Source organism: Neorhizobium sp. 2083, from assembly GCF_031455615.1.
Lineage (GTDB): Bacteria > Pseudomonadota > Alphaproteobacteria > Rhizobiales > Rhizobiaceae > Neorhizobium.
The window spans coordinates 411,740-437,380 of record NZ_JAVDTC010000002.1; the positions used below are offsets into that span (position 1 = coordinate 411,740).

Sequence of the window (25,641 nt, forward strand, 5' to 3'; positions counted from 1 at the left end):
CGACCAACCAAACGATGCTGTTCATGACGTTCTCCTGTTGATGTCGTAAAATTGAACGGCGACGGACGTAAAAGGTTCCGGCAAAATAGGCTCGGAACAAACGCCTCCGGCGTGGGTTGAACGAGCGTCCAGCGGAGCTCTGCTCCGCCAACAGGGTGGGGCAATATGGCCGGCGAGACTTTTCAGAGCGGCATGACGGGCAACGAAAACAAACCGCCCCGCGTCGTCATCGTCGGCGCCGGTTTCGGCGGGCTGGCGACCGCGGGAGCGCTCGGAAACAGTGCCATCGATGTGACCGTGATCGACCGGCGCAACCACAATCTCTTCCAGCCGCTTCTCTATCAGGTCGCGACCGCCGCGCTGTCTCCCGCCGACATATCCGAGCCGATCCGCCGCACGCTCGGGCGTTTCCGGAACATCAACGTCATGCTGGCTGAAGTCACCGGCGTCGATGCGGCCGCCAGGACGGTGATGCTGGACAACGGCACGTCGGTTCCCTACGACCGCCTCGTCATCGCCACCGGTTCGGACTACAATTACTTCGGCCACGAAGACTGGCGCGCCTGGGCGCCCGGGCTGAAAACCATCCACGAGGCACGGCTGATCCGCCAGCGCCTGCTGCTCGCCTTCGAGAAGGCGGAGCTTTCCCATGACCCGGAGGAGAAAAAAGCCCTCCTCACCAGCGTCATCATCGGCGGCGGCCCGACCGGCGTCGAAATGGCCGGCGCGATCGCCGAGCTCGGCCATTTCATGATCGCCCGCGACTTCCGCAGGCTGGAGCCGGATCACATGCGGGTCATCCTCATCGAGGCCGGCCCGAAAATCCTCGCCGCCTTTCCCGACAACCTCACCCGATACGCCATGAAAGCACTGGAAAATGCGGGCGTCGAGGTGATGACCAACCTTGCCGTCCAATCCGTCACCAAGGACGAAGTGGTTGCCGGCTCGCAGCGTTTCCGCACCGGCTGCGTCATCTGGGGTGCGGGCGTCAAGGCAGCCCCTTCGGCAAGATGGCTCGGCATCGAAGGCAAGGCGGGTGGCCGCATTCCGGTCGAACCGGATCTTTCCATCACCGGCTTTCCGGATATCTTTGCGATCGGCGACACGGCGCTGGGGCTTGGCGAAGACGGCAAGCCCTTGCCGGCCCTTGCCCAGGTCGCCAAGCAGCAGGGCCAGTATCTCGGCAAGGCGCTGCGGGAGAAACTTCTCGATGGCAGGCCGGCAGAGCCGTTCCGCTTCCACAATCGCGGCAACACGGCCGTCATCGGCCGCAATGCCGCAATCTTCGATTTCGGCAAATGGACGCTCAAAGGCCGGCTGGCATGGTTCCTCTGGGCGCTCGTCCACGTCTATCTTCTCGTCAATTTCGAAAAGCGCCTGCTCGTCAGCGTCCAATGGATCTGGCGTTACCTGACCCAGCAGCGCGGCGCCCGGCTGATCGACGAAAATGCCGCCTCCTCCGTTCCGTCTTCCACGCAAAGGACAGAGACATGAACACCGCCAATCCGCAGCTCGAAGGCCTCTATCTTGCAGTCGCAGCGATCAACCGGCTTCTGGTCGAAAAGGGCGTCCTCTCCCACGGGGAAATCCAGGGCGCCCTGCAGGCAGCCGAACGCACGGTGCTTGCCGACGACAAGCCGCTTGCCGTCTCCACGTCCCACCAGAAGGCGATCGCATTTCCGATCCGGCTGCTGCTTCTGGCCAACGAAGCGAGCGAACAGGGTACCAAGTTCTGTTTCGAGGATCTGGCGCGGGAAGTCGGCCGCCGCACCTGACGCATCCCTCCAAGACATGAACGGCGGCGTGAGCCACGCCGCCGCTGTCTTCGTTGGGAGGAGAGCATGACTACAGGATGGGCTTGCCGCCGGTGACGGCGATCGTCGCGCCGGAAACGTAGCTGGAGAGCGGATCGGCAAGCATCACATAGGCCGTGGCAAGTTCGGCCGGCTGGCCGGGGCGCTGCATCGGCACCTGCTTGCCGAAATTCTTCACCCGATCCTCCGTCATCGTGGAGGGGATGAGCGGTGTCCAGATCGGTCCCGGCGCGACCGCATTGGCACGGATGCCCTTTTCGGCCAGCAATTGCGCCAGCCCGGCGGTGAAATTCTGGATCGCACCCTTGGTCGTGGCATAGGCGAGCAGCGTCGGGCTCGGACTGTCGGAATTGATCGAGGCCGTATTGATGATCGCGCTGCCCGGTTTCATATGGGGAACCGCTGCTTTCGTGAGATAGAACATCGCGTGGATGTTGACCTGAAAGGTCAGCTCCCATTCCTCGTCGCTGATGTCTCCAATGTCGGAAAACGTCGCCTGATGGGCGGCGTTGTTGACGAGGATGTCGATGCCGCCGAGCTCCTTGACGGCCCGGTCGACGATCGAGCGGCAATGCGCCGCGGTCTTGATGTCGCCTCGTACCAGCACCGCCTTGCGGCCGGCCTCTTCGATCAGGCGCCTGGTGTCCTCCGCATCCTCGTCTTCGTCGAGATAGGAAATCAAAAGATCGGCGCCCTCGCGCGCATAGGCGATCGCGACCGCCCGGCCGATGCCGCTGTCGCCGCCGGTGATGACCGCCCTCTTGCCGGCCAGGCGGCCAGAACCGCGATAGGAGAGCTCGCCGTGATCCGGCACCGGATCCATGCGTCCGGTAAATCCCGGCATCGGCTGCTGCTGTTCGGGAAACGGCGGAGTGGGGTACTGAGCCATGGAGCTTTCCTCGTCTTTGAAGCCGTAAAGAGTTCCCCCAACTGGCCCCGACTGGAGATGTTCCCGGTCAAACACAGGACGGAAAAGAAAAGGTGCGTCGGACCGCGCCCCTTGGCCGTTGCGCCGCGCTTCCTCGAATTCACGCTCCCGGCGTCATTGCACCGTCGCCGCGGCGCAGCCGTTTCAGCTGGCGTACGATCCGAAGAGAACCGGAAGCCCTTGCCGCCGAAGCCGCCGAACTCTTCGACAAGATCCGCAGCATGTCCTCCGCCTCGTCCGCCGAGATGGTGCCGCGGGCGGCCAGCCCATCGATCAGCATCATCATCACACCTTCGACCGCAAGCGACCTTCGGTGAACTTCCATTTCGGTTTCATCGGCATCGGACATTGCATGCTCCTTGAATTCTCCCTGCCGAATGGTTTTGTGAGAAAATTGTTCCTCACCATCCGGCAAGGCTTGTTCAGGAAGTCTGACGCGCCGGCGCCGGTCAGCCGTTGCCCCGACCATCGCCGGGGGACGTCGGACCTTGACCCTTGTCGACCTTGCCCGGCCCGGCCTTGTAGAAATACTGGCTCGCCACCAGCCAGCCTTTCAAGGGCCGCATCGGCGCGAGACAAGTGAGGAGCAGGAAGGGAAGCGAGATCAGCAGATGTACCCAGAAGGGCGGCTGGAAACTGGTCTCCATCCACACCGCAAGCGCTATGCTCGGGATGCAGCCGAAACACATGACGAAGAAGGCGGGACCATCCCCCGGATCGGCGAAAGAATAATCGAGGCCGCAGGCCTCGCAGCTTGGCCGCAGCGACAGGAACCCCTGGAACAGATGCCCCTGGCCGCAACGCGGGCAGCGACCGCGCAGGCCGGTGCTGGTGGGAGGAAGAGGCGCCCAGTTTGCGTCATGGGACATGAGATCTGCCTTTCGTGACAGGAGATAATGCGTATTTTCGGGATACTATCCGGCAGGTCCTCATAACAAGCCGTTCCGCGATAGCGATAATCACCGCTTTTGAGGCTCAGCCATGAAAATTCTGTCATCGATCTATGGCAGGCAGCTCCAAAACAATAGTCTGGCATCGATCGAATCGCCGCCACCCACCTTAGACGGAATTTCATGGCTTCAGAATTTTCAGGCCTCGGCATCGCCTATAAGGGCCATTTCACCCGGCTGAAGTGGCATCGCCTGCGCCGCAGTTTCAAGGATCCGCTGTTTTCGGCAGGCGTCATGGCGGAGGGCTTTCGCCTCGGCGCCTCGAGCGAACTCGACCTGCGCGTCCGCGCCGATGGCGGCTTCGTCGTCCTGCATGACGAAGAACTGGAAGGGGAGACCACCGGCCACGGCCTCATCCGCGAGGCTTTGCCGGAAACCATCCGCGGCCTGACGCTATTGGAAGGCGGCCATCCGCCGATCCTCAGCGAAGACCTTGCGACCATGCTTCGGACCGCCCATCCCGATGCCCTCCTGCAGTTCGACATGAAGGACGAATTCGCGGCGGTTGGCTCGCGCGGCGTGGATCATCTCGCCGGATATTTCGCCGGCGCCGGCTCCTCGATCATCATCAGCGGCGCCGATCTCGATCTCATCGTCGCCGTCAAGAACAGGCTGCCGGATCTCAAGCGCGGCATCGACCCGACCAACAAGCTCGTCGACATCTACCGGGACCAGGGCCTCAAGGGCGTGGAGACGGACCTGCGCGCAGATATTGCCGGCCCGACGGAGCCGGACACCATCTACCTGGCCTGGCAACTGGTGCTGCAGGCTGCGAAGGACGGGCTCGATCTGATCGGCCTCTGCCACGATGCCGGCAGGCTGGTCGATGCCTGGACCTTCAACCTCCGAAGCCCGGACGCGGGGTTCGACGAGGCAGAAGCACGGCAATTCGCCGCCCTGATGGCATTGAAGCCGGATCAGATCACGACCGACGAACCGATCGCCACAGAACGCGCCTGGGCCCGTATCGCGCCTGAAGCCAATTAGTCGTCGATGCCGAACGGATCGCGATAGACCCGCCGGCTGACCAGTTTGAGGCTGCGGTCAGGCTGGATGATGTAGTTTTCCTCGACCCGCTGGCCGAGTTCGTTGCGGAACTCGTGGGGCACGACGCTGCCGATCGGCGACTTGGTGAGCTTGGTGCGCGGCTGGCCGCGATAGGTGATACTGCCGGGTATCGGCTGGATGCCGGGTCCGATGTCGATGGCCCCGGTGGTTCCGCCGCCGTCCGTGCTGCAGCCGGCAAGTGCGATCGCGAGACCGGCGATGGCGATGATGTTTTTCATGGGCTGATCCTTCCCGATATCCCGCTGACGCGGTGGACTCACTGAACTTCGCCGATATGCGGGAAGTTCCATGCCACAAGCAGGGCCGATAAATCCTCTACCCATCGACAAAATATCCGATACATCTGTGGGCCGCCAGTAACGGAATGGGGAGAATGACTGCCGTGACGAAATCCTTTGGTGCCATGTCGATCGCCGAACTTTCCGCGCTCATCCAGATGCGCAAGGTCGATCCGGTCGAGGTCACGGAAGCGGTGCTGTCAGGCATAATGGCCTATCCGGACAAGGCGGTATTCGTCTCGCTGCTCGAAGAGCGCGCCACGGCGGAAGCCCGTGCCGCCTCGAAGCGCCTGAAGGAGGGCCGCTCGCTCGGCCTGCTCGACGGTATTCCGATCGCCTGGAAGGATCTGTTCGACATCGAGGGCATGCCGACCACCGCCGGCTCGAAAGTCCTGCGACAGGCACCGCCTGCGGCAAAGGACGCCGCCATCGTCGACCTCCTGAAACAGGTGGGCATGGTCGCGATCGGCCGCACCAATATGAGTGAGTTCGCCTTTTCCGGCATCGGCATCAATCCGCATTACGGCACGCCGCACAATCCGCATGGAAAGGATGCGCCACGCATTCCCGGCGGCTCCTCCTCCGGTTCGGCCGTCGCGGTTGCGGCCGGCCTGGTACCCGTGGCGATGGGCACCGATACGGGAGGCTCGATCCGCATCCCGGCCGGTTTCAATGGCATCGTCGGCTACAAGGCGACCCGCGGCCGCTATCGGATGGACGGCGTCTATCCGCTCGCGACGAGCCTCGATTCGCTCGGCCCTCTCTGCCGCACGGTGCAGGACGCCGTCTGGGTGGATGCTGCCATGCGCGGGCTTGCAGCGCCCGACGTGGCCCGCCTGCCGGCAAAGCCGCTCGACATCGTCATTCCGACCAACATCGTCTTCGACGGTGCCGAGCCCGGCGTGGTGGCGGCCTTCGAAGCCACGATCGAACGGCTTGCAAAGGCCGGAGCCAGGATCACCCGCCTCGCCTTTCCGGCCTTCGACGAGCTTCCGAAACTGATGGCCAAATACGGCCCGATGGTCACTGCCGAGGCATTCGCCCTGCATCGGGAGAGACTCTCGGGCCCGGATGCCGCGGCGATGGACCACCGGGTGGTCGCCCGCACCCGCCTCGGCGAAAAGACCAGCCTGTCCGACTATATCGCCATCGTCGAAAACCGCGCCCGCATGATCGCCGAAACCGAAGCCCTGATCGGCGACCGTTTCGTCGCCATGCCCTCCGTCGCCCATGTGGCGCCGCCGATCGAACCGCTCGAAAAGGACGACGAGCTGTTCTTCGCCACCAACGGCAGGACGCTGCGCAATACCGGCTTCGGCAATTTCCTCGACTGGTGCGGCGTCTCCATCCCCTGCGGCACCGGCGAGGCGGACATGCCCGTCGGCTTCCTCCTTTCGGCCAATGCCAACCGAGACGAACCGCTGCTGCAGGCTTCGATGGCTTATGAGGAAATCATTCGCGGTTAGGACGGCGGGCAGCCCGCGCCGCAGCGCATCGCGGCGCTCCCGGCATGTTTGGCAATTGCTCGCCGGGTTCTCGCATGGAAGAGTTGTTTCCCCAGGAGGCCAACTAAGGAACCGTTTCCCCGTAACCGGGGTCCCGGCAGTCGCCCATTTCTTGTTCCGAAATCCCCGAAAGCCTAGCCTCTCTTGAATTTCAGGGAGGCGGCTGACCATGCTACTCGATTTGAACGGCAAGACGGCATTGATCACCGGCGGTTCGAAAGGCATCGGACTTGCCTGTGCACAATCGCTCCTGGCCGAAGGAGCCCGCGTCGTCATCTGTTCGCGCTCCCAGGCGAATATCGACGCGGCGCTGGCTGTCTTGCCGGGCGCTGTCGGCTTTACGGCCGATCTGATTTCGGAAAAAGACGCACTTGACCTCGTCGACAGGATAGAGGCCGAAATCGGAGCGCTGGACATCCTCGTCAACTGCGCGGGTGCCGCGCGCCGCACTCCCCCGCAGGACCTGAGCCCGGCCCATTGGCGCGCCGCGATGGATGCCAAGTATTTCTCCTACATCAACGTCATCGATCCGGTGGTCAAACGGATGGCGGCCCGGCGCACGGGGGTGATCGTCAACGTCATCGGCGGCGGCGGCAAGGTCGCCTCGCCGATCCACCTTCCAGGCGGCGCGGCCAATGCGGCGCTGATGCTGGCGACAGTCGGCCTTGCAAATGCCTATGCCGCCAGCGGCCTGCGGGTCGTCGGCATCAATCCCGGCAATACCGAGACGGAACGGGTGACCGAAGGCCTCAGGGCGGAAGCGGCCCTCCATGGCATCAGCGAACAGGCGGCTTTGGAAAAACTGGTCCAGCGCATCCCGCTCGGCCGCATGGCGACGCCGCAGGAGATCGCCAACGTTGTCACCTTCCTGAGCTCGTCGAAGGCAAGCTACGTCACCGGGGTCGTGATCGGCATGGATGGCGCCCTCAACCCGATCGTCGTCTGACGGGATCGCCCCCAAGGCCTCGGCCGCCGCCTCGTTCCTTTCGGTCCCGGCCAGCTTCACACACGCTCCCCGAACCGGATGCCTCCCTCCCGTTCCCCGTTTCAATGTTAACAAATGCAGGCCAGTCACATGAGCAGCAGTTCCGAATTCCTCTGGTACATCCCCAACGACGTCAAAGCCGGCCATCGCGGCGATTCTTCCGGCGAGAACCACAACAGCCTGGATATGCTGACCGCCCAGGCAAGGGCGCTCGAGGAGCACGGCTGGAGGGGCGCCCTCGTCGGCACCGGCTGGGGCCGGCCGGATACGTTTACCGTCTCGACCGCCCTTGTCGCCCGCACCACCACGTTCGAGCCGCTGATCGCGATCCGCCCTGGCTATTGGCGCCCGGCCAATTTCGCCTCCGCCGCGGCGACGCTGGACCACCTCAGCGGCGGCCGCGTGCGGGTCAACATCGTTTCCGGCCAGGACAATCTCGCCGCCTATGGCGATAGCGAAGGCGATCAGGCGCATCGTTATGCGCGCACCAAGGAATTCATGCGGCTGGTCCGCCGGCTGTGGACCGAAGAGAACGTCACATTCGAGGGCGAGCATTTCCGGGTGGCCGGATCCACGATCGAGCCGCGCCTCCAGCCCCTCGGTGATCGCAAGCACCCAAGGCTCTATTTCGGCGGCGCCTCGGAAGCTGCCGAGCAGGTGGCCGCGACGGAGGCCGACGTCCAGCTTTTCTGGGGCGAACCACTCGACGGCGTGCGGGAGAGGATCGAGCGGCTGAAGGCGCTGAGCAGGCAGCTCGACCGCGATCTTCCGCCGCTGGAATTCGGCTTGCGGATCACCACGCTGGTCCGCGACACCACGCAACAGGCCTGGGCCGACGCCGAGGCGAAGGTCGCCGAGATGGCCAGAGGCAAGGCCGGCAACTGGAACGACCACGGAAAACCGGTTGCCGTGGGCCAGCGCCGGCTGCTGGCGCTGCACGAGCGCGGCGACGTTCTCGATGACAACCTCTACACCGCGCCCGGAAAATTCGGCGGCGGCGGCGCCGGCACCACCTGGCTCGTCGGCTCGGCCGAGGACGTCGCCCGTTCGCTGCGCAAATACGAGGATCTCGGAATCACCCATTTCGTGCTTTCCGACACCCCTTATCTCGCGGAGATCAGGCGGCAGGGAGATCAGCTGCTTCCGTTGTTGCGCCGCTGACGCCGGTCTGCGTGCGGATCACGACGCAGATCCGCAGCGGATGTTGGCCATCGCCCGGGATCCCAGTCCCGAAGGCTCACGATCGCCGTCGTTCTCAAAAGAGGTGTTCCGGCCGGACTGCGCCTGCGATCTAGCCGCAAGGACAATGCACCAGACCGACATTCGCCGCGCCGGTTCGATCGAACCGAGCGGGTGGATTGAAGACATGTCGGGTGAATGAATGGTAGCGGGAGGCAGAATTGAACTGCCGACCTCAGGGTTATGAATCCTGCGCTCTCACCAACTGAGCTACCCCGCCACAGGGACTGCGAAATTCCGGCGTGGCCGGTTCCGCTTTGGTCGTGCGGCTTATAAGTCCCCCGTCACCGAAGTGTCAAGCAGGGTTCGGGCAAAAACCGGCAGCAATTTCATACGCCCCGGCAAGTGCCGGTTTCAGGCCGCGACCGGCGTCGAAAGCAGTGCCTTCAGAGCGGTTTCGGCGTCGGCCGCCCGTTCCGAACGCTCGATGAAACCGCCGCCATAAACGCGCGCATCGGCACCTTCGGCCGAATAAAGCACGCAGGCCTGGCCCGGCGCCACGCCGGCCTCGCCGATTGCGAGATCCACATAGATCCCCTGGCTGTCGCAATGGAGGGTCGCAGGCGTCGGCGGGCGGGTCGAGCGCACCTTTGCGAAACAGGCGAACCCGCCCTTCGCGTCCTCACCCAGCGAACCGTCGCCGATCCAGTTGACGTCGCGCAGATAGACGCGATGCGTATCGAGCGCTTCCTTCGGCCCGACGATCACCCGGCGCGAGCGCGCATCGAGATAGATGACATAGAGCGGCTCGCCGGTGGCGATGCCGATGCCGCGCCGCTGGCCGATCGTATAATGCACGATGCCCTCGTGGCGGCCGAGCACGCGCCCGTCCATATGCACGATATCGCCGGCGAGTGCTGCGTTCGGCTTCACCTTGGCGATGATGTCGGCATATTTGCCCTGCGGCACGAAACAGATGTCCTGGCTGTCGGCCTTTTTGGCGACCACCAGGCCCATTTCCTCGGCGAGATCGCGCACCTGCGCCTTCGACATGCCGCCGAGCGGGAAACGCAGGTAGTCGATCTGCTCCTGGGTCGTCGCGAACAGGAACCAGCTCTGGTCGCGATCACTGTCGATCGGCCGGAACAGCGCGCGGCGGTTCGGATTGTCCGGCGACGGATTGGCGGAGGAGCGGATATAATGGCCGGTCGCCAGCGCGTCAGCGCCGAGTTCCCGCGCCGTCGCCAGAAGATCGGCGAATTTGACCGTCTGGTTGCAGGCAACGCAAGGGACCGGCGTTTCGCCCATCGCATAGGCCTCCGCGAACGGGTTGATCACCGTTTCGCGGAACCGCTTTTCGTAATCGAGCACGTAATGCGGGATTCCGAGCGTTTCGGAAACGCGCCGCGCATCGTCGATATCCTGGCCGGCGCAGCACGAGCCGGCGCGGTGCACTGCCGCGCCATGATCATAGAGCTGCAGCGTGATGCCGAGCACGTCATAACCCTGGCGTTTGAGCAGACCGGCAACGACGGAGGAATCCACTCCCCCCGACATGGCAACGACAACGCGTGTGTCTTCCGGCCTCTTGTCAAAATCCAGCGTATTCACGGGTAACTCTCTCGGTATCTCAAGCCGCCGCTCCAAGCGCAGGAGGCAACCTGTCAAGGGCCTGCGGCGGGATCGGCCGTCGGAGGCAATTGTTGTGGGATATAGAAAGGATTGGCCCTTCGCGCAAGGAGGAGCGCGAATCGGTTCAACGTCCGGGCAGTTTTTCGAGCCAGGCCCACAGGCTCCGGGTCGCCCGCCCGAATTCGGTCTCCGGCACCAGGCTGCCGACGACAAAGATGCCGGCAAACAGCGTGCAGGTCGCGATAGCGCCGAAATAGAGCTCGACGAGAGTACTGTGCTCCGAATAACGCAGGAAGAGGGCGTCATCGCCGAACAGTAAAATCTCCTGCCCGGTCATTGCCGAGCCGACCGCATAGGTCAGGTATCCGATGCCGCCGAGGAAGATCACCCAGTTCAGTACCATCGTCCCATCTCCGCGCTCCGACAGCCCATTGTGAATCGGTCACGTGAAGAAACGGTCAATTCTCAACCCCGAAGACCTATGCAGTTTCCCCACGGATCTCGCACCTGGCACATGCGCAGTCCGTTCTGGATCTCGAGCGGTCCCCGATAGAGCGCAGCACCGATGGACGTAAAGTGCTTGAGCGCCGCGTCGAAATCATCGACCCGCCAATAGACGACCGATCCGCCTGCGCCCATTCCCACCTTCTCGTCGGCAGGCACGATCTCGAGGCAGACTCCGTCGATATCGAGAAACTCGAAATCGAAAGCCGCGAGGTTTCGCCGCACTGCATGCGGGAATGCCGCCTGGTACCAGTCCAGTGCCTGCGAAACATCCGCGACATGGATCAGCACGGCGCATATCGGGCTTGCTTCGTTCATCGAGAATAGTGATCCAGCGGAAATTTCCATGCCGAGCTGTCTATGACCGGCTTTGTAAAACATCCAGACGAATTTTCGCGCGGTAACGCTCCCCTCAATTGCCGGTGAAGCCTTCGCCGCTCCCCCAGGCCAGGCAATGCGGCATCGAAAGGCGTGGCCGCAAAAACTTCACGATTGGGGGGCTTCATGACACCGGGGTGATTTGTGGCAACAGGGCGATCGGGACGGAGAAACAATGCAATTCGACCTTATGCGCTTTGTCGACGCGCAGGCGCCTGTCTATGCGCGCGTCATCGGCGAGCTGCGCGACGGCAAAAAACTTTCCCACTGGATGTGGTACATCTTCCCCCAGGTCGCCGGCCTCGGCTTTTCGATCATGTCGCAGCGCTTCGCGATCGGGTCGAGGGCGGAAGCGACGGCCTATCTGGAACACCCGCTGCTCGGGCCCCGGCTCATCGAATGCACCGAAGCGATGCTGTCCCACACGGATCGTTCAGCCCACGCGATCCTCGGCTCCCCCGACGACATGAAGTTCAAGAGCTCGATGACGCTGTTCGAGGCGGTCAGCAAAAAGGGCTCGCCTTTCAGCCGAGCCCTTTCGCAGTTCTTTGATGACGAGCGCGACGAAAAGACCATCGCGCTGCTTGGGAGTTAGGCCGCCGCCTGAATTGCCGAGAGCTTCCAGTCGTTGGCCGGCTTGCGCACGAAGGTCCAGACTTCGACGGTTTCGGTGACCGCATTCGGATCGCCTTCGGCGACGGCGCCGGTATTGCGGTCCTTCATGTAGTCGACGCTCGAATAGCGCATCGCGACGGTCGCGTAATCCTGGCCGTTTTCACGCCAGGCTTCCGCGAGGTCGCCCTGAAGCAGCTTCACGTCCTTCACCTCGTTCTTGACGCCGTTGGTGGCGTTCTCGCCGAGTTCTTCGGCCAGGTAGGACATCGCTTCCGGCGTGGTGAGGCCGCGCAGCTTGGCATAGTCCTCGTCGCCATAGGCAGACTGGACATTGGTCAGCAGCTTCTCGAACTGGTCGAGGTCGCGGTTGGTGATGCCGATCTCGTCGGTCTCGGGACCTGCCTGGCGCGGAGCGGCATTATGGCCGCCGCCGAAACCGCCCTGACCACCGCCGCCCAGCGACCCGATCTTGGGGATCTGGAAGGACGAGGTGTTCTGGCTCGGCGCATCATAGGCGTTGCGCGGCTGGCCGAAACCGGTGTTCATGCCGCCTGCCGGACCGCCGGCCGTCTGCTGACGGCGGGCGAACCAACGGAAAGCCAGCATGGCGAGACCGCCGATCAGCGCGATCTGCAGCAACATGCCGAGCATGCCGGCCATGCCGCCGAAACCGGTGCCCATGAACATGCCGATCAGGCCGCCGAGGGCGAGACCGCCGAGCAGGCCGCCGAACATCCCGCCGAAAAGGCCGCGACGGGGCTGCTGCGCCGCCTGCTGGCCAAAACCGTTCTGCGGGGTCGTGGCGTTCTGCTGCGTATTGGGCGTCATCGACCGGTTGATGCCGGTCGGCGCCGCCGGCGCGGTATTGGTGGTCGCCGGGGCCGAGTATGTGCGCGTGCCGCGGCTGCCGAAACCGCCACCGCTGGCGCGACGGGCCTCAGCCAAATCCACGGCGGTCAAGGAAACCGCCATTCCGATCGCCATGATCGCGAACAGGTTCTTGAAACGCCGAAGCTTCGATAACATCGTTTTCTCCTCATAAACCGCTCGAGTGCGGTATTCTCGGTTTATATAGAGAGGCGACCTTCGGGATTTTAGGCCCATCCTCAATTTTTCCCGCCGAAGTAGATAACGGAGTTTGAAACGGGAGCCAAGCGGTCAAAATACAATCAAAAGTAGATTCTATCGATATGAGCCTGCGACATCCCGGCGCGGGGTCTCCGCACCGAAAGATGATCCCGCAGACCAGATTGCACAGCGGGCCGAATGCCATTACCTTCTGCCGAGGCACACGAAACGCAAAGGAGGTTGCCTATGTCACCGCGGGACGCCTGATCCGGCACTATCGAGACTTCTGCCTGTCAAAAGGCATCGACTTCACAAACATTCAATCCGTAAGGCCGCATGACGCCACCACGCTCTTCTGCAGCGCCGGCATGCAGCAATACAAACCCCTCTTCTCCGATCCGTCCCATAGGGGAACCGTCGCAAACAGTCAGGCATGCCTGCGCCTGGGCGACCACGATGAAATCGGAGACGGAACACACTTCCTCCACTTCACCATGCTCGGCCTCTTCTCCTTCCGGGAGATGAGTGTTGGCGCCGCCATCGATTTCTGGCTCGAGTTCCTGCGAACGCTCGGTCTTGTGCCGGATCACGTCACCATCCATCCGGACCGCCTGGCGGAATGGACGCCGCTTTACCGCGGACGCATTCCGATCGTCCCGGATCCGGAATGCACGTGGAGCGATGGCAGCATCACCGGATACAGCACCGAGTTCTACAAGGATGGCGTGGAGATCGGCAACATCGTCAATCCGCTCGGAACCTGCATCGACGTCGGCTTTGGTGCCGATCGCCTCGACATGCTCATCAACGGCACGCCGCCGGAGAATGCGCTCGAAACGCTGGGCAGCGCGATCGTGAAGATCATCGAAAGCGGTTATCGTCCGGGAAACAAGGAGCAGGGTTATGTGCTGCGCAAACTGCTCCGCCGGCTGCATCGGATGGGCGGCACGCTCGACCATCCCTTCTTCATCGAAGAGGTCCAGCGCCAGGAACGGCTTCGGACCAGGTACCTGCATCTGCGGGAAAGGCATCCCGGCATGAGCCCGGAATGGTGGTTCGACACGCATGGCATCGAACTCTCCGACATGCAGGATATGCCGGACGGATAAAATGACGAAGGCCTCCGGCGGTTTTCACCGGAGGCCTTTGTCCTGTTCGGGAACCCCTCGCGACCACAACGGACGCGGGCAGCCTTGGAGTCCTTAGTCGACGTTGAACGCCAGCGGCTTGGCCTGGCGGATCGCCGGATTGGCGGTCAGTTTCGCCAGCACGTCGGCCGGAACCGGACCGTCGACATAAAGGAGAGCGATCGCGTCGCCGCCTTCCTTGTCGCGGCCGAGGTGGAAGTTGGCGATGTTGACGCCGGCATTGCCGAGCGTCGTGCCGATGAAGCCGATCATGCCGGGAACGTCGGTATTGGCGATATAGACCATGTTGGCGCCGACATCGGCGTCGAGGTTGATGCCCTTGATCTGGATGAAGCGCGGCTTGCCGTCCGAGAACACCGTGCCGGCGACCGAGCGGGTCATCGTGTCGGTGGTGACCGTCAGCTTGATATAGCCGTCGAACACGCCCGACTTGTCGCGCTTGGCTTCGGACAGGATGATGCCCTTTTCCTTGATCATGATCGGCGCCGAGACCATGTTGACGTCGGCGACCTGGCTGCGGATGAGGCCGGCCAAAAGCGCGCTGGTCAGCGCCTTGGTGTTCATCGAGGCCGTCGAGCCGTCATAAAGGATTTCGATTTCCTTGATCGCATCCTCGGTGACCTGGCCGACGAAGGCGCCGAGCACGTCCGCAAGCCGGATGAACGGCTTCAGGCGCGGCGCTTCTTCCGCCGTGATCGACGGCATGTTGATGGCATTGGAGACGGCGCCCTTGACCAGGTAGTCGGACATCTGCTCGGCGACCTGAAGCGCGACGTTTTCCTGCGCTTCCGTGGTCGATGCGCCGAGATGCGGGGTGCAGACGACGTTTTCGAGACCGAAGAGCGGGCTTTCGGTGGCGGGTTCGACTTCGAACACGTCGAAGCCGGCGCCGGCGACATGGCCGGACTTGATGGCTTCGGCAAGTGCCGCTTCATCGACCAGGCCGCCGCGGGCGCAGTTGATGATGCGCACGCCGGGCTTGGTCTTGGCGAGCGCTTCCTTGCCGAGGATGCCGCGGGTCTTGTCGGTCATCGGCACATGCAGGGTGATGAAATCGGCCTGCGCCAGCAGCTCGTCGAGCTCGACCTTGGTGACGCCCATTTCCTCGGCGCGTTCGGCCGACAGGAAGGGGTCGTAAGCGAGGACATGCATGCCGATGCCAATCGCCTTCTTGCAGACGATGCCGCCGATATTGCCGGCGCCGATGACGCCGAGCGTCTTGCCGGTGATCTCGACGCCCATGAAGCGCGACTTTTCCCACTTGCCGGCCTGGGTCGAGCTGTCGGCCGCCGGAAGCTGGCGGGCGACGGCGAACATCAGGGCGATAGCGTGTTCGGCCGTGGTGATCGAGTTGCCGAACGGCGTGTTCATGACGATGATGCCGCGGCGCGAGGCGGCCGGGATATCGACATTGTCGACGCCGATGCCGGCGCGGCCGATGACCTTGAGGTTGGTCGCGGCGGCGATCAGCTTCTCGGTCGCCTTGGTGGCAGAACGGATCGCGAGGCCGTCATAGTTGCCGATGATCTCGGCGAGCTTTTCCTTGTCCTTGCCGAGCTTCGGCTGGAAATCGACTTCGACGCCGCGATCGCGAAAGATCTGGACGGCGGTTTCCGACAGTTCGTCGGATACGAGAACGCGAGGTGCCATCAGTAGGCCTCCTGAAAAGGTTTCTGTCGTGAATGAGGGAATGGGCTCCGCCTTTTGAGCGGAGCCGATACGCGACTTGGCTAAGCGGCGGCCTTGGAAAGCGCAGCCTTCTGCGTTTCGAAAGCGTAGGTCAGCCAAGGCATCAGGGCCTTCATGTCGGCTGCGTCGATCGTGGCACCGGCCCAGATGCGAAGACCCGAAGGCGCATCGCGATAGGCACCGATGTCGAGCGCGACGCCTTCCTTTTCGAGGATGGACACCATGCCCTTGGCGAAGGCTTCCTGCGCGTCGGCGTCGAGAGCGGCAACATCCGCGTCGGCGATCTTGAGGCAGACGGAGGTGTTGGAGCGCGTCGCCGGATCGACGGCAAGGGCGTCGATCCATGCATTGGCGGCCACGAAATCGTGGATGACCTTGGCATTGGCATCGGCACGGGCGATCAGGCCTTCAAGGCTGCCGACCGACTTCGCCCAGTTGAGCGCATCGATATAGTCCTCGACGCACAGCATCGACGGCGTGTTGATCGTCTCGCCGACGAAGATGCCTTCGATCAGCTTGCCGCCCGAGGTCAGGCGGAAGATTTTCGGCAGCGGCCAGGCCGGCACGTAGGTCTGCAGGCGCTCGACGGCGCGCGGGGAAAGGATGAGCATCCCGTGACCGCCCTCACCGCCCAGAACCTTCTGCCAGGAGAAGGTGACGACGTCGAGCTTGGCAAAGTCCATGTCCTGCGCGAAAGCCGCCGAAGTGGCGTCGCAGATCGTCAGGCCCTTGCGGTCTGCCGGGATGAAATCGGCGTTGGGCACGCGCACGCCCGAGGTCGTGCCGTTCCAGGTGAAGACCACGTCGCGGTCGAAATCGACCGTGGAAAGGTCCGGAAGCAGGCCGTAGCCGGCTTCGATCTTGCGGACGTCCTTGAGCTTCAGCTGCTTGACGACGTCGGTGACCCAGCCGGCGCCAAAGCTTTCCCAGGACAGCATGTCGACGCCGCGCTCGCCGAGCAGCGACCAGAGCGCCATTTCGACGGCGCCGGTATCGGAGGCCGGCACGATGCCGATGCGGTAATCCGCCGGCACGTTCAGAATTTCGCGGGTAAGGTCGATGGCCTGCTTCAGCTTCGCCTTGCCGACCTTGGCGCGGTGCGAACGACCGAGCGGAGCATCGGAGAGCGCTTCGAGCGACCAACCGGGGCGCTTCGAGCAAGGGCCAGAAGAAAAGTGGGTATTGTTCGGACGCAGGTCCGGCTTTGCGGCGTTTGCCATATGGCTATCCTTCCAGATAGATGGCCTCTCGTTGGGGAGAGGTGTCCCGCCGCCGTGGATATGCCTGTCCGCTTTCACAGTCAAGCGGGTGATGTCGCCCGCGGATAAATTTTTGCCGCATCTTCACCGCGTTTGCCGCGCCAAACGCAAAAAGCCGCCCTGAGGCGGCTTTCGCTTGGAGATGGAAGAAGCTTACTTGTAGACGATCGGCTGCGGCGGAGGCTCGTAGGCCGGCGGCGTATCGCAACCGCCGAAGATGTAGCGGGCGCCGACGCGGGCTTCATGCGAATAGAAACCCTTGTCCCTGCCCGGGCCACCGCCCGATGCGAGACCGAACATGTCGCCGCCGGCAACCTGACGGAAGCGGTAACCCACGTCAGCCTTGACGTTGCAGGTGATGTCGATCGACGCGCCGGCCATGAGGGCGTAGGTGAAGCGCCAGCTCTTTTCGCCGCCATGGCTCACTTCCGCGTCGCAACCAGCGCCGGCGTCGTCGCAGGACGTGTTGCGCAGGTTCGACCACTTGACGTAGGTGCCGCCGATACCGGCACCGACGTAAGGCGTGAAGTAGCCATAGGTGCCGAGGTCGACATAGGCGTTCGCCATCAGCGAGTAGGCGTGCAGGGCAGCGAGGTCCGTCGACGTGCAGACGGGACCCGCGCCGCAGCTGCCATGAGTGGAACCGCGGAACTTGCTGTCGAACATATAGTCGAGGGTGACGTCGGTGCGCAGATAGCTGTTGATCTGGTAACCGACACCGCCTCCGAGCGTGAAGGCATCACGCAGATCGGAACGGTCGAATTCCGCCAGCGCCACGCCAGGTGCGCCGGTACCCTGGTAGAATTCGGTGCCGCGCGACTTCTTGAAGGAATAACCGACGTCGCCGCGAAGGTACCAGCCGGTCGCCTCCTGGACGGTCACTTCCGGCGCATCCTGATAGGGCTCCGGCTGCGGCTGGTAAAGATCGGCGGAATTGGCGGCGCTCACCGTCAGTGTCAGCGCAAACGCGCTGGCCAGCAACTTTCTCATGGGTTCATCTCCAAAGCTCGTATCGCGTATGGCATGCAAAACGCGCAGCCAACGGGTTGATCCGCCATGGATGATGATGGACAAAGGTTAAGTCTCGCTTAACCATGCTTGTTTACCGCGCGTTTTCCTTAAAACGGTCGGTAATTCTGCAAGTAACGGCAGATCCGGAGACTTGCTTGGCGGCGCCCCGGCGAAGACTTGGTAATTCTGGGCAGTCCGCCAAGTGGACGAAGCCGCCATAGTCAGCCATTCCAGATTATGACCCGCCGCTCCAGTAGCGGAAGGTAATTTAAGCTTAGATAATCAATTAATCGTTTATCAACTATAGATGCCTATTTTTAGCATATTCCGAAATGGGAAATGCGGGGGAATCGGTAAAGCCGAATAACTGGGAAGTACAACCAGACTGAGTGCATTCTGAACCCTTGGTTTAGACTGATAGCACAGTTCGATCCGGCGATATCTCATCCATCAATCAAACAACTCCATCGACGAGTGGCGGCGATGGAATTGTCCGAATGCCCTTCAGGAGAAGATTGACCGGGTATAGCTGCGGCGCAGGGCGCCGCAAGGGAAAGAACTGTCCATGAGCAAACTCAAAACATTCGGCATCGCATTCCGGCTGGCCGTCGGGTTCGGCTTTTTGCTTCTCCTGATGGTCGGGCTGACCTTTTACTCCACCGGCAAGGTGGAAACGATCGACAACGACCTTGCAACCGTGAATGACGTCAATAGCGTCAAGCAGCGTTATGCCATCAACTACCGCGGCAGCGTGCACGACCGGGCGATCGCCATCCGCGACGTGACGCTCGTCACCTCCGATACGGAGCGCAAGGAAGCGGAAGCGCTGATCGCAAAGCTCGCGGCCTCCTATGCGGAAAACGAAAAACGCATGGCGGAAATGATCGCCGCTCCCACCGGCGCATCGGATCGGGAAAAGACGATACTGGCCGAAATTGCAGACATCCAGTCGAAGACCAATCCGCTCGTCGCCCAGATCATTTCGCTGCAGGAAAAAGGCGATGGCGATGCGGCGCGCAAGATCCTGCTGGAACAGGCCCGTCCGCTCTTCGTCTCCTGGCTCGGCGCGATCAACAAATTCATCGACTACCAGGAGGCGCTCAACAAATCGATCGGCGGCGATGCCCGCGACGCGGCGAGCGGCTTCGGCACCGTCGCGCTGGCCGCCCTCGGCATAGCCGCCCTGCTCTCGATCATCGCCGCCTTCCTGACGGCCCGCTCGATCATCGGGCCGCTCTCCAAGCTGCAGCAATCGCTGAACGCCATGGCCGCCGGCAGCCTCGAAGGCGACCGGACGATCGAGGCGCGCGGCGACGAGATCGGCATGCTGGCGCGCGCCGTGGCCGCCCTGCGAGATGCCATCTCCATCAAGGCCGAGCGGGAAGCGGATGCCGAGGCGAAGCGGACCGTCGGAGAACGCCACAGGCTGGAACAGGAAGCGAGCGAACGCAGCGCCCTCTCCGAGCAGACCGGCCAGGCAGTCCGCCAGCTCGCGGATGCCCTGCAGGCCCTGGCGAACGGCGACCTGACCCGGCAGATCAACACCCCCTTCATCCCCTCGCTCGACCAGTTGAGGGTGGATTTCAACGCTGCGGTGGCAAGACTTCGCGAAGCGATGCAGAAGGTCGCCGAAAATGCGAGTGCGATCGCCGCCGGCGCTCAGGAAATCCGTTCGGCTTCCGACGACCTTGCCAAGCGCACCGAGCAGCAGGCGGCCTCCGTCGAGGAAACCGCAGCGGCGCTGGAAGAGATCACCACCACGGTTTCCGACTCCAGCCATCGCGCCCAGGAGGCCGGCAACCTCGTGCGCATGACCAAGGAAAACGCCGAGCACTCGGGCCGCGTGGTCCGCGATGCCGTCGAAGCGATGGGCAAGATCGATTCGTCTGCCGTCGAGATCGGCAACATCATCGGCGTCATCGACGAGATCGCTTTCCAGACCAACCTGCTGGCGCTCAATGCCGGCGTCGAAGCCGCCCGGGCCGGCGAAGCCGGCAAGGGTTTCGCGGTTGTGGCGCAGGAAGTGCGCGAACTCGCCCAGCGCTCCGCAAAGGCCGCCAAGGAGATCAAGGAACTGATCCACACCTCCAACGACCACGTGAAGAGCGGCGTGGCGCTGGTCGGGGAAACCGGCAAGGCGCTGGAAGAGATCGTCGTCCAGGTGCAGCAGGTCAACGGCAATGTCGAGGCCATCGTCGAAGCCTCGAAGGAACAGGCGACCGGCCTCAAGGAGATCAACACCTCGGTCAACACCATGGATCAGGGAACCCAGCAGAATGCGGCCATGGTCGAGCAGTCGACTGCGGCGGCCCACAATCTGGCCCGGGAGTCCGAGAGCCTCTTCCAGCTCCTGTCGCAGTTCCATATCGGCGGAGGAGCCGCAATGGCTCCCTCTTCGCATCGGGCCTCACCCGCGCTCGCATCCGGTCACAGCCGCCCGGCGGAATCGCCGGCTCGCAAGATGGTCGCGAAAGTCACCCAGTCATTCCAGGGCAATGCCGCAGCCGCAAAGCAGGATTGGGAAGAGTTCTGAGCACCGGCAAACGGATTTCCGGTCATCCGGAAATCTCCGCACAAAATGAAAGGCCACCCGCAGAAACTGCGGGTGGCCTTTTTTCATTGAGGCTATGCCCGTTCAGGCCGCGGTGCGGACGTTGGCGATCACGCCAACCAGGCCGTCGACGATCCGTTCGATCTGTCCCCGGTCGTCGCCTTCCGCCATCACCCGGATCAGCGGCTCGGTGCCGGACGGGCGGATCACCAGGCGGCCCTTGGCGGCGAGTTCGGCTTCCGCATCGGCGATCGCCTGGCGGACGATCACGTCCTCCAGCGGCTTGCCGCCCTGGAAGCGGACATTCTTCAGAAGCTGCGGCACGGGTTCGAAACGGCGGCAGATCTCGCTGATCGGCCTGCCGAGCCGCTTCGCCCGCGCCAGAACCTGCAGGCCCGCGACAAGGCCGTCACCCGTCGTGCCGAAATCGGAAAGCACGATATGGCCGGACTGTTCGCCGCCGACGTTGAAATCGTTGTTGCGCATGTGCTCGACGACATAACGGTCGCCGACCTTGGTACGGGCGAGATCAAGCCCCTTGGCATTGAGGAAACGTTCAAGGCCGAGATTGGACATCACGGTCGCAACGATGCCGCCGCCCTTCAGCTTCCGGTCCTCGGCCCAGCTCTCGGCAATGACCGCCATCAGCTGGTCGCCGTCGACGATTTCGCCGCGCTCGTCGACGATGATGACGCGGTCGGCGTCGCCATCGAGAGCGATACCGATATCGGCGCGCACTTCATGCACCTTCTTCTGCAGCGCTTCCGGGCTGGTCGAGCCGCAGTCGAGGTTGATGTTGGTGCCGTTCGGCTGGTTGCCGATCGTCACCACCTCGGCGCCGAGTTCCCAGAGCGCCAGCGGGGCCACCTTGTAGGCCGCGCCATTGGCGCAATCGATCGCGACGCGCAGGCCATGCAGCGTCACGTCGCGCGGCAGCGTGCGCTTGACGTGTTCGATATAGCGGTAGATGTCGCCCTCGACGCGCTTCGCCCGGCCAATATCCCCGGACTTGGCGAGCTGCGAATGCAGGTCGCTGTCGAGCAGGTCCTCGATGCGCATTTCGAGCTCGTCCGACAGCTTGTAGCCGTCCGGTCCGAACAGCTTGATGCCGTTGTCCTCGTAAGGGTTATGGGAGGCGGAGATCATCACGCCGACATCGGCACGCAGCGAGCGGGTCAGCATGGCGACTGCCGGCGTCGGGATCGGCCCGAGCAGGAAGACGTCGAGGCCGGCGGCGGTAAAGCCCGCCACCATGGCGTTTTCCAGCATGTAGCCGGACAGGCGCGTATCCTTGCCGATCACTACCCGGTGGCGATGATTGCCGTTGCGGAAGATCGTGCCGACGGCAATGCCGACGCGCATCGCGAGATCCGGCGTCATCGGATGGATGTTGGACTGTCCGCGAATGCCATCGGTGCCAAAATAGCGGCGTGTCATATAAGCTCCTTCGTCATCGCGCCTGAACGTCGCGGCCTCAAGGCGGGGATTCGAACCCCGCATAATGTTAGACGGCAAAACCGGCCTGAAGCTTGGCTCATGCCATAAATTAAAGGCACAAGCACATAAATTAGCGTCAAAATCGATTATATCCCGTTACTAATAAATAAACCCTTCCAAGCAAAAGCCGCCGTGGATCGCTCCGCGGCGGCTTTTTTGAGTTGGTCAGTAAAGGCTCAGTGCGGCTGCGGTTCGAGACCGCTTTCGGGCTCACCGCCCTTGGGTTCGTCCTTCTTCGAACCGGCGCTCGGCACAGCCGAACCGCGGGTCGGAGGTGCATCGTCGCCCAGATCGCGCGACGGCTTTTGGCCCTTGATCAGCGCCTTGATCTCCTCGCCCGACAGCGTCTCGTATTCGAGCAGGCCTTCGGCGATCGCCACGAACTCATCGTGGTTGTCGGTCAGGATCTTGCGTGCCTCGGCATAGGCTTCATCGATCAGGCGGCGCACTTCGTTGTCGATCTTCTGGGCCGTGGCCTCGGAGACGTTCTTCGATTGCGAGACAGAATGGCCAAGGAAGACCTCCTGCTGGTTCTCGCCGTAAGCGACCTGGCCGAGTTCGTCGGAGAAGCCCCACTGGGTGACCATGGCGCGGGCAAGCTTGGTGGCCTGCTCGATATCCGAAGAGGCACCGGACGTGATGTTCTCCTTGCCGAAGGTGAGCTCTTCGGCGATACGGCCGCCCATCATGATGACGAGACGCGAGACCATCCACTTGTAGCTCATCGAATAGCGGTCGCCTTCCGGCAGCTGCATGACCATGCCGAGCGCGCGGCCGCGCGGAATGATCGTCGCCTTGTGCAGCGGATCGGCCACGGCGACCTTGAGGGCGGTAATCGCATGGCCGGCCTCGTGATAGGCGGTCAGCTTCTTTTCGGCTTCGGTCATGGCGGACGAACGGCGCTCGGCGCCCATCATGATCTTGTCCTTGGCGTCTTCGAACTCGCTCATGGTGACCATGCGCTTGTTGCGGCGCGCGGCCATCAGGGCTGCCTCGTTGACGAGGTTCATCAGGTCGGCACCGGAGAAGCCGGGCGTGCCACGGGCGAGAACCTTGAGGTCGACATTCGGCGCGAGCGGCACGTTGCGGGCGTGAACCTTGAGAATGCGCTCGCGGCCGACGATATCCGGGTTCGGCACGACCACCTGGCGGTCGAAACGGCCGGGACGCAGGAGCGCGGGGTCGAGAACGTCCGGACGGTTGGTCGCGGCGATCAGGATGATGCCTTCATTGGCTTCGAAACCGTCCATCTCGACGAGGAGCTGGTTGAGGGTCTGTTCGCGCTCATCGTTGCCACCGCCAAGACCGGCGCCGCGATGACGGCCGACCGCGTCGATTTCGTCAATGAAGATGATGCAGGGCGCATTCTTCTTCGCCTGCTCGAACATGTCGCGCACGCGGCTTGCGCCGACGCCGACGAACATTTCGACGAAGTCGGAACCGGAAATGGTGAAGAACGGCACATTGGCTTCGCCGGCGACGGAACGCGCCAGCAGGGTCTTACCCGTGCCGGGAGGTCCGACCAACAGCACGCCGCGCGGGATCTTGCCGCCGAGACGCTGGAACTTCTGCGGGTCGCGCAGGAATTCGACGATTTCTTCCAGATCCTGCTTGGCTTCGTCGACGCCTGCGACGTCCTCGAACGTCACGCGGCCATGCGCCTCGGTAAGAAGCTTCGCCTTGGACTTGCCGAAGCCCATCGCGCCGCGCGAACCGCCCTGCATCTGCCGCATGAAGAACAGCCAGACGCCGAGGATGAGCAGCATCGGCAAGAGCGTGCCGAGATAGCTGAGGAAACCGGACGAACCATCTGTTTCCGGACGCGCGACGATGGTCACGTTCTTGGCCTGCAGCCGATCGATCAGACTGTCGTCGATGACAGGCGAATAGGTCTGAAATCCCGAACCGTTCTCGGTATAGGTGCCGAGTACCCGGTTGCCCGTCACGACGACATCGCGCACGCGACCCGAATCCACATCCCGCAGGAATTGCGAATAGGGGACTTCACGCGAACTGGTCTGCGACGGTGCCGTCTGGAACATGCTGAACAACGCGACCAGCAGGAGGGCTATGATGACCCAGAGGGCGATATTACGAAAGTTTGGGTTCATTGAACTCCCCGGACTGCGACGGCCAGCTTCTTGAGGCGGCCGCCTTGCTTGCCGCATAACATAGGGTTGCGGCAAGTCCTTGCCAAGGCGAACCAAACCCGCCGCCTACCTTTTCCGCGAGGAATCCTTAATTGGCAGCCGGGGAAAAACGTCGCATCCGAGCAAAACCGCGAACTCATTGCCCAGAGTAAGTTCGAACTGCGGCAAAAAGCGGTCGAAAGGTGCAAGAAGGGGCTGGACGATACTTCGTTCGGCCATCTCCTTGTTTTGGCGATCCTCGGCCGAAAGGAGGGCATTGGATTCGATGAAAGGCATCGCCGCCACGGCGCGCATGGCGATCGCGGGCGGCACGTCGGGAAACAGCTCCAATGCTTCGTCGCGATCCGGCGCGGTGGGGCCGACGACGATGTCGGCAGAAGCGCGGTTGGCAATACGGTAGCGGCCGTCCCAGATCACCGTGCCGCCGGGCGGAACATGCAGCGGCAGTATGCCGCGGTTTTCGCGCACGACATAAAGCCCGTCGCGGCGCCGGTCGAAGATTACCCGGCCGGCGGTAATGCGGCCCGGCAGGCCGCCGTCGAGAAAGGCCATCACCCGATCCATGCTTTCGCTGCCGAGCGCATGCGCCCTGCCCCCGAGCACCGCAGCGAGCAGGGACAGCGCATGACGCCGCACGGCCGCATCCCCCTCCAGCCCCGCGGGATCGATATGCGCCAGAACGCCATGGCGGACCGTCACATGCTTTCGGACAAGCCGCGCCGCAGCCTCCGAAAGCGCCGTGCGCCGCGCGGCGGCCGCAAGCTGGGCGGCAGCATCGAACGGGCTTTCCTGCGCCAGCTGCCCGCGAACCCTCACCCGCTCGTAGCGCGGATCGACATTGCTTGGGTCGTCGATCCAGCCCTGCCCTTCGTTCGTCAGAAAAGCACGGATATCGGCTCGGCGCGTCGCAAGGAATGGCCTGAACAGCCAGCGGCGGCGGTCGAGAAGCACCGCCTGCGCCATGCCGGAGAGGCCCGAATTCTCTTCGCCCTCGCCGCGGATGGCGCGCATGGCGATGGTTTCCGCCTGGTCGTCGAGCGTGTGGCCGGTGAGGATCGCAGTCGCATCGATCTCGTCGGCGACGTCCACCAGCAGCCGGTAGCGCGCCTCGCGGGCCGCGGCGGAAATGCCGGTGCGGGGTTTTTCCCCCTCCCATCGGCGGATGACATGCGGGATGCCGAGCGTGCTGCAAAGCGCTGCGACAGCGCGCGCCTCGTCGGCGGATTCGGGCCTCAGCGCATGATCGATCGTCGCCGCGAAAAGCGACAGGCCGGAACCAGCGGGATTGAATTTTGAAAGGGCGATCAGAAGCCCGCAGGAATCGCTGCCCCCGGAAACTGCGACGAGAAGGCGCGCGGGTCTGGCGATATCGGCGATCAGCCGCTCGGCGGCCTGTTCGGGCGACAGGGTCTTCGGGCCGGCGGTCACCGGA

Annotated in this window: 23 protein-coding genes and 1 tRNA gene; 9 read left to right on the forward strand and 15 right to left on the reverse strand. The window is 63.0% G+C overall.

Annotated features, from left to right (window positions below; translation table 11 throughout):
* The first annotated feature begins 165 nt into the window (after positions 1-165).
* Both J2X76_RS10170 and J2X76_RS10175 read left to right on the forward strand, forming a co-directional pair.
* Positions 166-1,494, forward strand: coding sequence for an NAD(P)/FAD-dependent oxidoreductase (locus tag J2X76_RS10170; RefSeq protein WP_310215556.1), 1,329 nt, complete (start codon positions 166-168; stop codon positions 1,492-1,494).
* Positions 1,491-1,775, forward strand: a complete 285-nt coding sequence (locus tag J2X76_RS10175; RefSeq protein WP_046603595.1) for a hypothetical protein — start codon at positions 1,491-1,493, stop codon at positions 1,773-1,775. Before J2X76_RS10170 ends, J2X76_RS10175 begins: the two co-directional genes overlap by 4 nt.
* Positions 1,776-1,845: 70 nt before the next feature.
* Here J2X76_RS10175 and J2X76_RS10180 read toward each other — a convergent pair whose 3' ends face one another.
* The 3 genes from J2X76_RS10180 to J2X76_RS10190 form a co-directional block, all read right to left on the reverse strand.
* On the reverse strand, positions 1,846-2,703 hold the full coding sequence (locus J2X76_RS10180) for an SDR family oxidoreductase (RefSeq protein WP_113126483.1): 858 nt from the start codon (positions 2,701-2,703) through the stop codon (positions 1,846-1,848).
* A 139-nt stretch (positions 2,704-2,842) separates the two neighbouring features.
* A complete protein-coding gene (locus J2X76_RS10185) occupies positions 2,843-3,091 on the reverse strand; it encodes a hypothetical protein (protein ID WP_310215560.1) in 249 nt (82 codons plus the stop codon).
* 100 nt (positions 3,092-3,191) lie between these two features.
* A complete protein-coding gene (locus J2X76_RS10190) occupies positions 3,192-3,611 on the reverse strand; it encodes a DUF983 domain-containing protein (RefSeq protein ID WP_113126481.1) in 420 nt (139 codons plus the stop codon).
* 204 nt (positions 3,612-3,815) lie between these two features.
* Here J2X76_RS10190 and J2X76_RS10195 point away from each other — a divergent pair, with 204 nt between their 5' ends.
* A complete protein-coding gene (locus J2X76_RS10195; protein WP_310215562.1) occupies positions 3,816-4,679 on the forward strand; it encodes a glycerophosphodiester phosphodiesterase family protein in 864 nt (287 codons plus the stop codon).
* Here the strand turns inward: J2X76_RS10195 and J2X76_RS10200 are convergent.
* Positions 4,676-4,978: a hypothetical protein gene (locus J2X76_RS10200; RefSeq protein ID WP_113126479.1), complete on the reverse strand. Its 303-nt coding sequence runs from the start codon at positions 4,976-4,978 to the stop codon at positions 4,676-4,678. The two genes, J2X76_RS10195 and J2X76_RS10200, sit on opposite strands and share 4 nt — an antisense overlap.
* A gap of 164 nt (positions 4,979-5,142) precedes the next feature.
* On the opposite strand from J2X76_RS10200, the gene J2X76_RS10205 reads away from it, so the two are divergent.
* The 3 genes from J2X76_RS10205 (at position 5,143) to J2X76_RS10215 (ending at position 8,689) form a co-directional block, all read left to right on the forward strand.
* Positions 5,143-6,504, forward strand: coding sequence for an amidase (locus J2X76_RS10205; protein ID WP_310215564.1), 1,362 nt, complete (start codon positions 5,143-5,145; stop codon positions 6,502-6,504).
* 208 nt (positions 6,505-6,712) lie between these two features.
* Positions 6,713-7,489 (forward strand): SDR family oxidoreductase, encoded by a 777-nt coding sequence (locus J2X76_RS10210; RefSeq protein ID WP_310215566.1) that lies wholly within the window; start codon positions 6,713-6,715, stop codon positions 7,487-7,489.
* Positions 7,490-7,618: 129 nt separating this feature from the next.
* Positions 7,619-8,689 carry an LLM class flavin-dependent oxidoreductase gene (locus J2X76_RS10215; protein ID WP_310215569.1) on the forward strand — a complete coding sequence of 357 codons (1,071 nt, stop codon included), beginning with the start codon at positions 7,619-7,621 and terminating at the stop codon, positions 8,687-8,689.
* A 221-nt stretch (positions 8,690-8,910) separates the two neighbouring features.
* Here the strand turns inward: J2X76_RS10215 and J2X76_RS10220 are convergent.
* The 4 genes from J2X76_RS10220 to J2X76_RS10235 all read right to left on the reverse strand — a co-directional run bounded on the left by J2X76_RS10220 (position 8,911) and on the right by J2X76_RS10235 (position 11,161).
* Positions 8,911-8,987 (reverse strand) — tRNA-Met (locus J2X76_RS10220).
* A gap of 134 nt (positions 8,988-9,121) precedes the next feature.
* Positions 9,122-10,318 carry a tRNA 2-thiouridine(34) synthase MnmA gene (gene mnmA, locus J2X76_RS10225; protein WP_310215572.1) on the reverse strand — a complete coding sequence of 399 codons (1,197 nt, stop codon included), beginning with the start codon at positions 10,316-10,318 and terminating at the stop codon, positions 9,122-9,124.
* Positions 10,319-10,463: 145 nt separating this feature from the next.
* Positions 10,464-10,742 carry a hypothetical protein gene (locus J2X76_RS10230; protein WP_310215573.1) on the reverse strand — a complete coding sequence of 93 codons (279 nt, stop codon included), beginning with the start codon at positions 10,740-10,742 and terminating at the stop codon, positions 10,464-10,466.
* Positions 10,743-10,804: 62 nt separating this feature from the next.
* Positions 10,805-11,161 carry a VOC family protein gene (locus J2X76_RS10235; RefSeq protein WP_113286262.1) on the reverse strand — a complete coding sequence of 119 codons (357 nt, stop codon included), beginning with the start codon at positions 11,159-11,161 and terminating at the stop codon, positions 10,805-10,807.
* A gap of 235 nt (positions 11,162-11,396) precedes the next feature.
* On the opposite strand from J2X76_RS10235, the gene J2X76_RS10240 reads away from it, so the two are divergent.
* Positions 11,397-11,816, forward strand: coding sequence for a DUF1810 domain-containing protein (locus J2X76_RS10240; RefSeq protein WP_310215577.1), 420 nt, complete (start codon positions 11,397-11,399; stop codon positions 11,814-11,816).
* Here the strand turns inward: J2X76_RS10240 and J2X76_RS10245 are convergent.
* The gene (locus J2X76_RS10245) at positions 11,813-12,862 is read right to left on the reverse strand and encodes a Tim44 domain-containing protein (RefSeq protein WP_310215579.1); all 1,050 of its coding nucleotides are present in this window, start codon (positions 12,860-12,862) and stop codon (positions 11,813-11,815) included. The two genes, J2X76_RS10240 and J2X76_RS10245, sit on opposite strands and share 4 nt — an antisense overlap.
* A gap of 206 nt (positions 12,863-13,068) precedes the next feature.
* On the opposite strand from J2X76_RS10245, the gene J2X76_RS10250 reads away from it, so the two are divergent.
* Positions 13,069-14,013, forward strand: a complete 945-nt coding sequence (locus J2X76_RS10250; protein ID WP_310215580.1) for an alanine--tRNA ligase-related protein — start codon at positions 13,069-13,071, stop codon at positions 14,011-14,013.
* A 93-nt stretch (positions 14,014-14,106) separates the two neighbouring features.
* On the opposite strand, the gene serA is transcribed toward J2X76_RS10250, so the two are convergent.
* The 3 genes from serA to J2X76_RS10265 form a co-directional block, all read right to left on the reverse strand.
* The gene (gene serA, locus J2X76_RS10255; protein WP_310215582.1) at positions 14,107-15,702 is read right to left on the reverse strand and encodes a phosphoglycerate dehydrogenase; all 1,596 of its coding nucleotides are present in this window, start codon (positions 15,700-15,702) and stop codon (positions 14,107-14,109) included.
* Positions 15,703-15,782: 80 nt separating this feature from the next.
* Complete coding sequence (locus J2X76_RS10260) at positions 15,783-16,961, reverse strand: phosphoserine transaminase (RefSeq protein WP_310215584.1); 1,179 nt, start codon at positions 16,959-16,961, stop codon at positions 15,783-15,785.
* A gap of 192 nt (positions 16,962-17,153) precedes the next feature.
* On the reverse strand, positions 17,154-17,990 hold the full coding sequence (locus J2X76_RS10265) for a porin family protein (RefSeq protein WP_310215585.1): 837 nt from the start codon (positions 17,988-17,990) through the stop codon (positions 17,154-17,156).
* Between the two features lie 586 nt (positions 17,991-18,576).
* Here J2X76_RS10265 and J2X76_RS10270 point away from each other — a divergent pair.
* Positions 18,577-20,544: a methyl-accepting chemotaxis protein gene (locus J2X76_RS10270; protein WP_310215586.1), complete on the forward strand. Its 1,968-nt coding sequence runs from the start codon at positions 18,577-18,579 to the stop codon at positions 20,542-20,544.
* 102 nt (positions 20,545-20,646) lie between these two features.
* Here J2X76_RS10270 and glmM read toward each other — a convergent pair whose 3' ends face one another.
* The 3 genes from glmM to tilS all read right to left on the reverse strand — a co-directional run bounded on the left by glmM (position 20,647) and on the right by tilS (position 25,637).
* Positions 20,647-21,999 carry a phosphoglucosamine mutase gene (gene glmM / locus J2X76_RS10275; protein WP_113126743.1) on the reverse strand — a complete coding sequence of 451 codons (1,353 nt, stop codon included), beginning with the start codon at positions 21,997-21,999 and terminating at the stop codon, positions 20,647-20,649.
* Between the two features lie 236 nt (positions 22,000-22,235).
* On the reverse strand, positions 22,236-24,170 hold the full coding sequence (gene ftsH / locus J2X76_RS10280; RefSeq protein ID WP_113286268.1) for an ATP-dependent zinc metalloprotease FtsH: 1,935 nt from the start codon (positions 24,168-24,170) through the stop codon (positions 22,236-22,238).
* A gap of 105 nt (positions 24,171-24,275) precedes the next feature.
* Complete coding sequence (gene tilS, locus J2X76_RS10285) at positions 24,276-25,637, reverse strand: tRNA lysidine(34) synthetase TilS (RefSeq protein WP_310215639.1); 1,362 nt, start codon at positions 25,635-25,637, stop codon at positions 24,276-24,278.
* Positions 25,638-25,641 lie beyond the last annotated feature (4 nt).

Excerpts from the sequence above, each read along its gene's own strand:
- ftsH (WP_113286268.1), bottom strand. The coding sequence starts at position 24,170 with ATGAACCCAAACTTTCGTAATATCGCCCTCTGGGTCATCATAGCCCTC.
- J2X76_RS10170 (WP_310215556.1), top strand. The coding sequence starts at position 166 with ATGGCCGGCGAGACTTTTCAGAGCGGCATGACGGGCAACGAAAACAAA.
- J2X76_RS10185 (WP_310215560.1), bottom strand. The coding sequence starts at position 3,091 with ATGTCCGATGCCGATGAAACCGAAATGGAAGTTCACCGAAGGTCGCTT.
- J2X76_RS10260 (WP_310215584.1), bottom strand. The coding sequence starts at position 16,961 with ATGGCAAACGCCGCAAAGCCGGACCTGCGTCCGAACAATACCCACTTT.
- J2X76_RS10270 (WP_310215586.1), top strand. The coding sequence starts at position 18,577 with ATGAGCAAACTCAAAACATTCGGCATCGCATTCCGGCTGGCCGTCGGG.
- J2X76_RS10265 (WP_310215585.1), bottom strand. The coding sequence starts at position 17,990 with ATGAGAAAGTTGCTGGCCAGCGCGTTTGCGCTGACACTGACGGTGAGC.
- J2X76_RS10195 (WP_310215562.1), top strand. The coding sequence starts at position 3,816 with ATGGCTTCAGAATTTTCAGGCCTCGGCATCGCCTATAAGGGCCATTTC.
- J2X76_RS10235 (WP_113286262.1), bottom strand. The coding sequence starts at position 11,161 with ATGAACGAAGCAAGCCCGATATGCGCCGTGCTGATCCATGTCGCGGAT.
- J2X76_RS10250 (WP_310215580.1), top strand. The coding sequence starts at position 13,069 with ATGATCCCGCAGACCAGATTGCACAGCGGGCCGAATGCCATTACCTTC.
- J2X76_RS10230 (WP_310215573.1), bottom strand. The coding sequence starts at position 10,742 with ATGGTACTGAACTGGGTGATCTTCCTCGGCGGCATCGGATACCTGACC.
- serA (WP_310215582.1), bottom strand. The coding sequence starts at position 15,702 with ATGGCACCTCGCGTTCTCGTATCCGACGAACTGTCGGAAACCGCCGTC.
- J2X76_RS10215 (WP_310215569.1), top strand. The coding sequence starts at position 7,619 with ATGAGCAGCAGTTCCGAATTCCTCTGGTACATCCCCAACGACGTCAAA.
- J2X76_RS10180 (WP_113126483.1), bottom strand. The coding sequence starts at position 2,703 with ATGGCTCAGTACCCCACTCCGCCGTTTCCCGAACAGCAGCAGCCGATG.
- J2X76_RS10175 (WP_046603595.1), top strand. The coding sequence starts at position 1,491 with ATGAACACCGCCAATCCGCAGCTCGAAGGCCTCTATCTTGCAGTCGCA.
- glmM (WP_113126743.1), bottom strand. The coding sequence starts at position 21,999 with ATGACACGCCGCTATTTTGGCACCGATGGCATTCGCGGACAGTCCAAC.
- J2X76_RS10190 (WP_113126481.1), bottom strand. The coding sequence starts at position 3,611 with ATGTCCCATGACGCAAACTGGGCGCCTCTTCCTCCCACCAGCACCGGC.
- J2X76_RS10200 (WP_113126479.1), bottom strand. The coding sequence starts at position 4,978 with ATGAAAAACATCATCGCCATCGCCGGTCTCGCGATCGCACTTGCCGGC.
- J2X76_RS10210 (WP_310215566.1), top strand. The coding sequence starts at position 6,713 with ATGCTACTCGATTTGAACGGCAAGACGGCATTGATCACCGGCGGTTCG.
- J2X76_RS10240 (WP_310215577.1), top strand. The coding sequence starts at position 11,397 with ATGCAATTCGACCTTATGCGCTTTGTCGACGCGCAGGCGCCTGTCTAT.
- J2X76_RS10245 (WP_310215579.1), bottom strand. The coding sequence starts at position 12,862 with ATGTTATCGAAGCTTCGGCGTTTCAAGAACCTGTTCGCGATCATGGCG.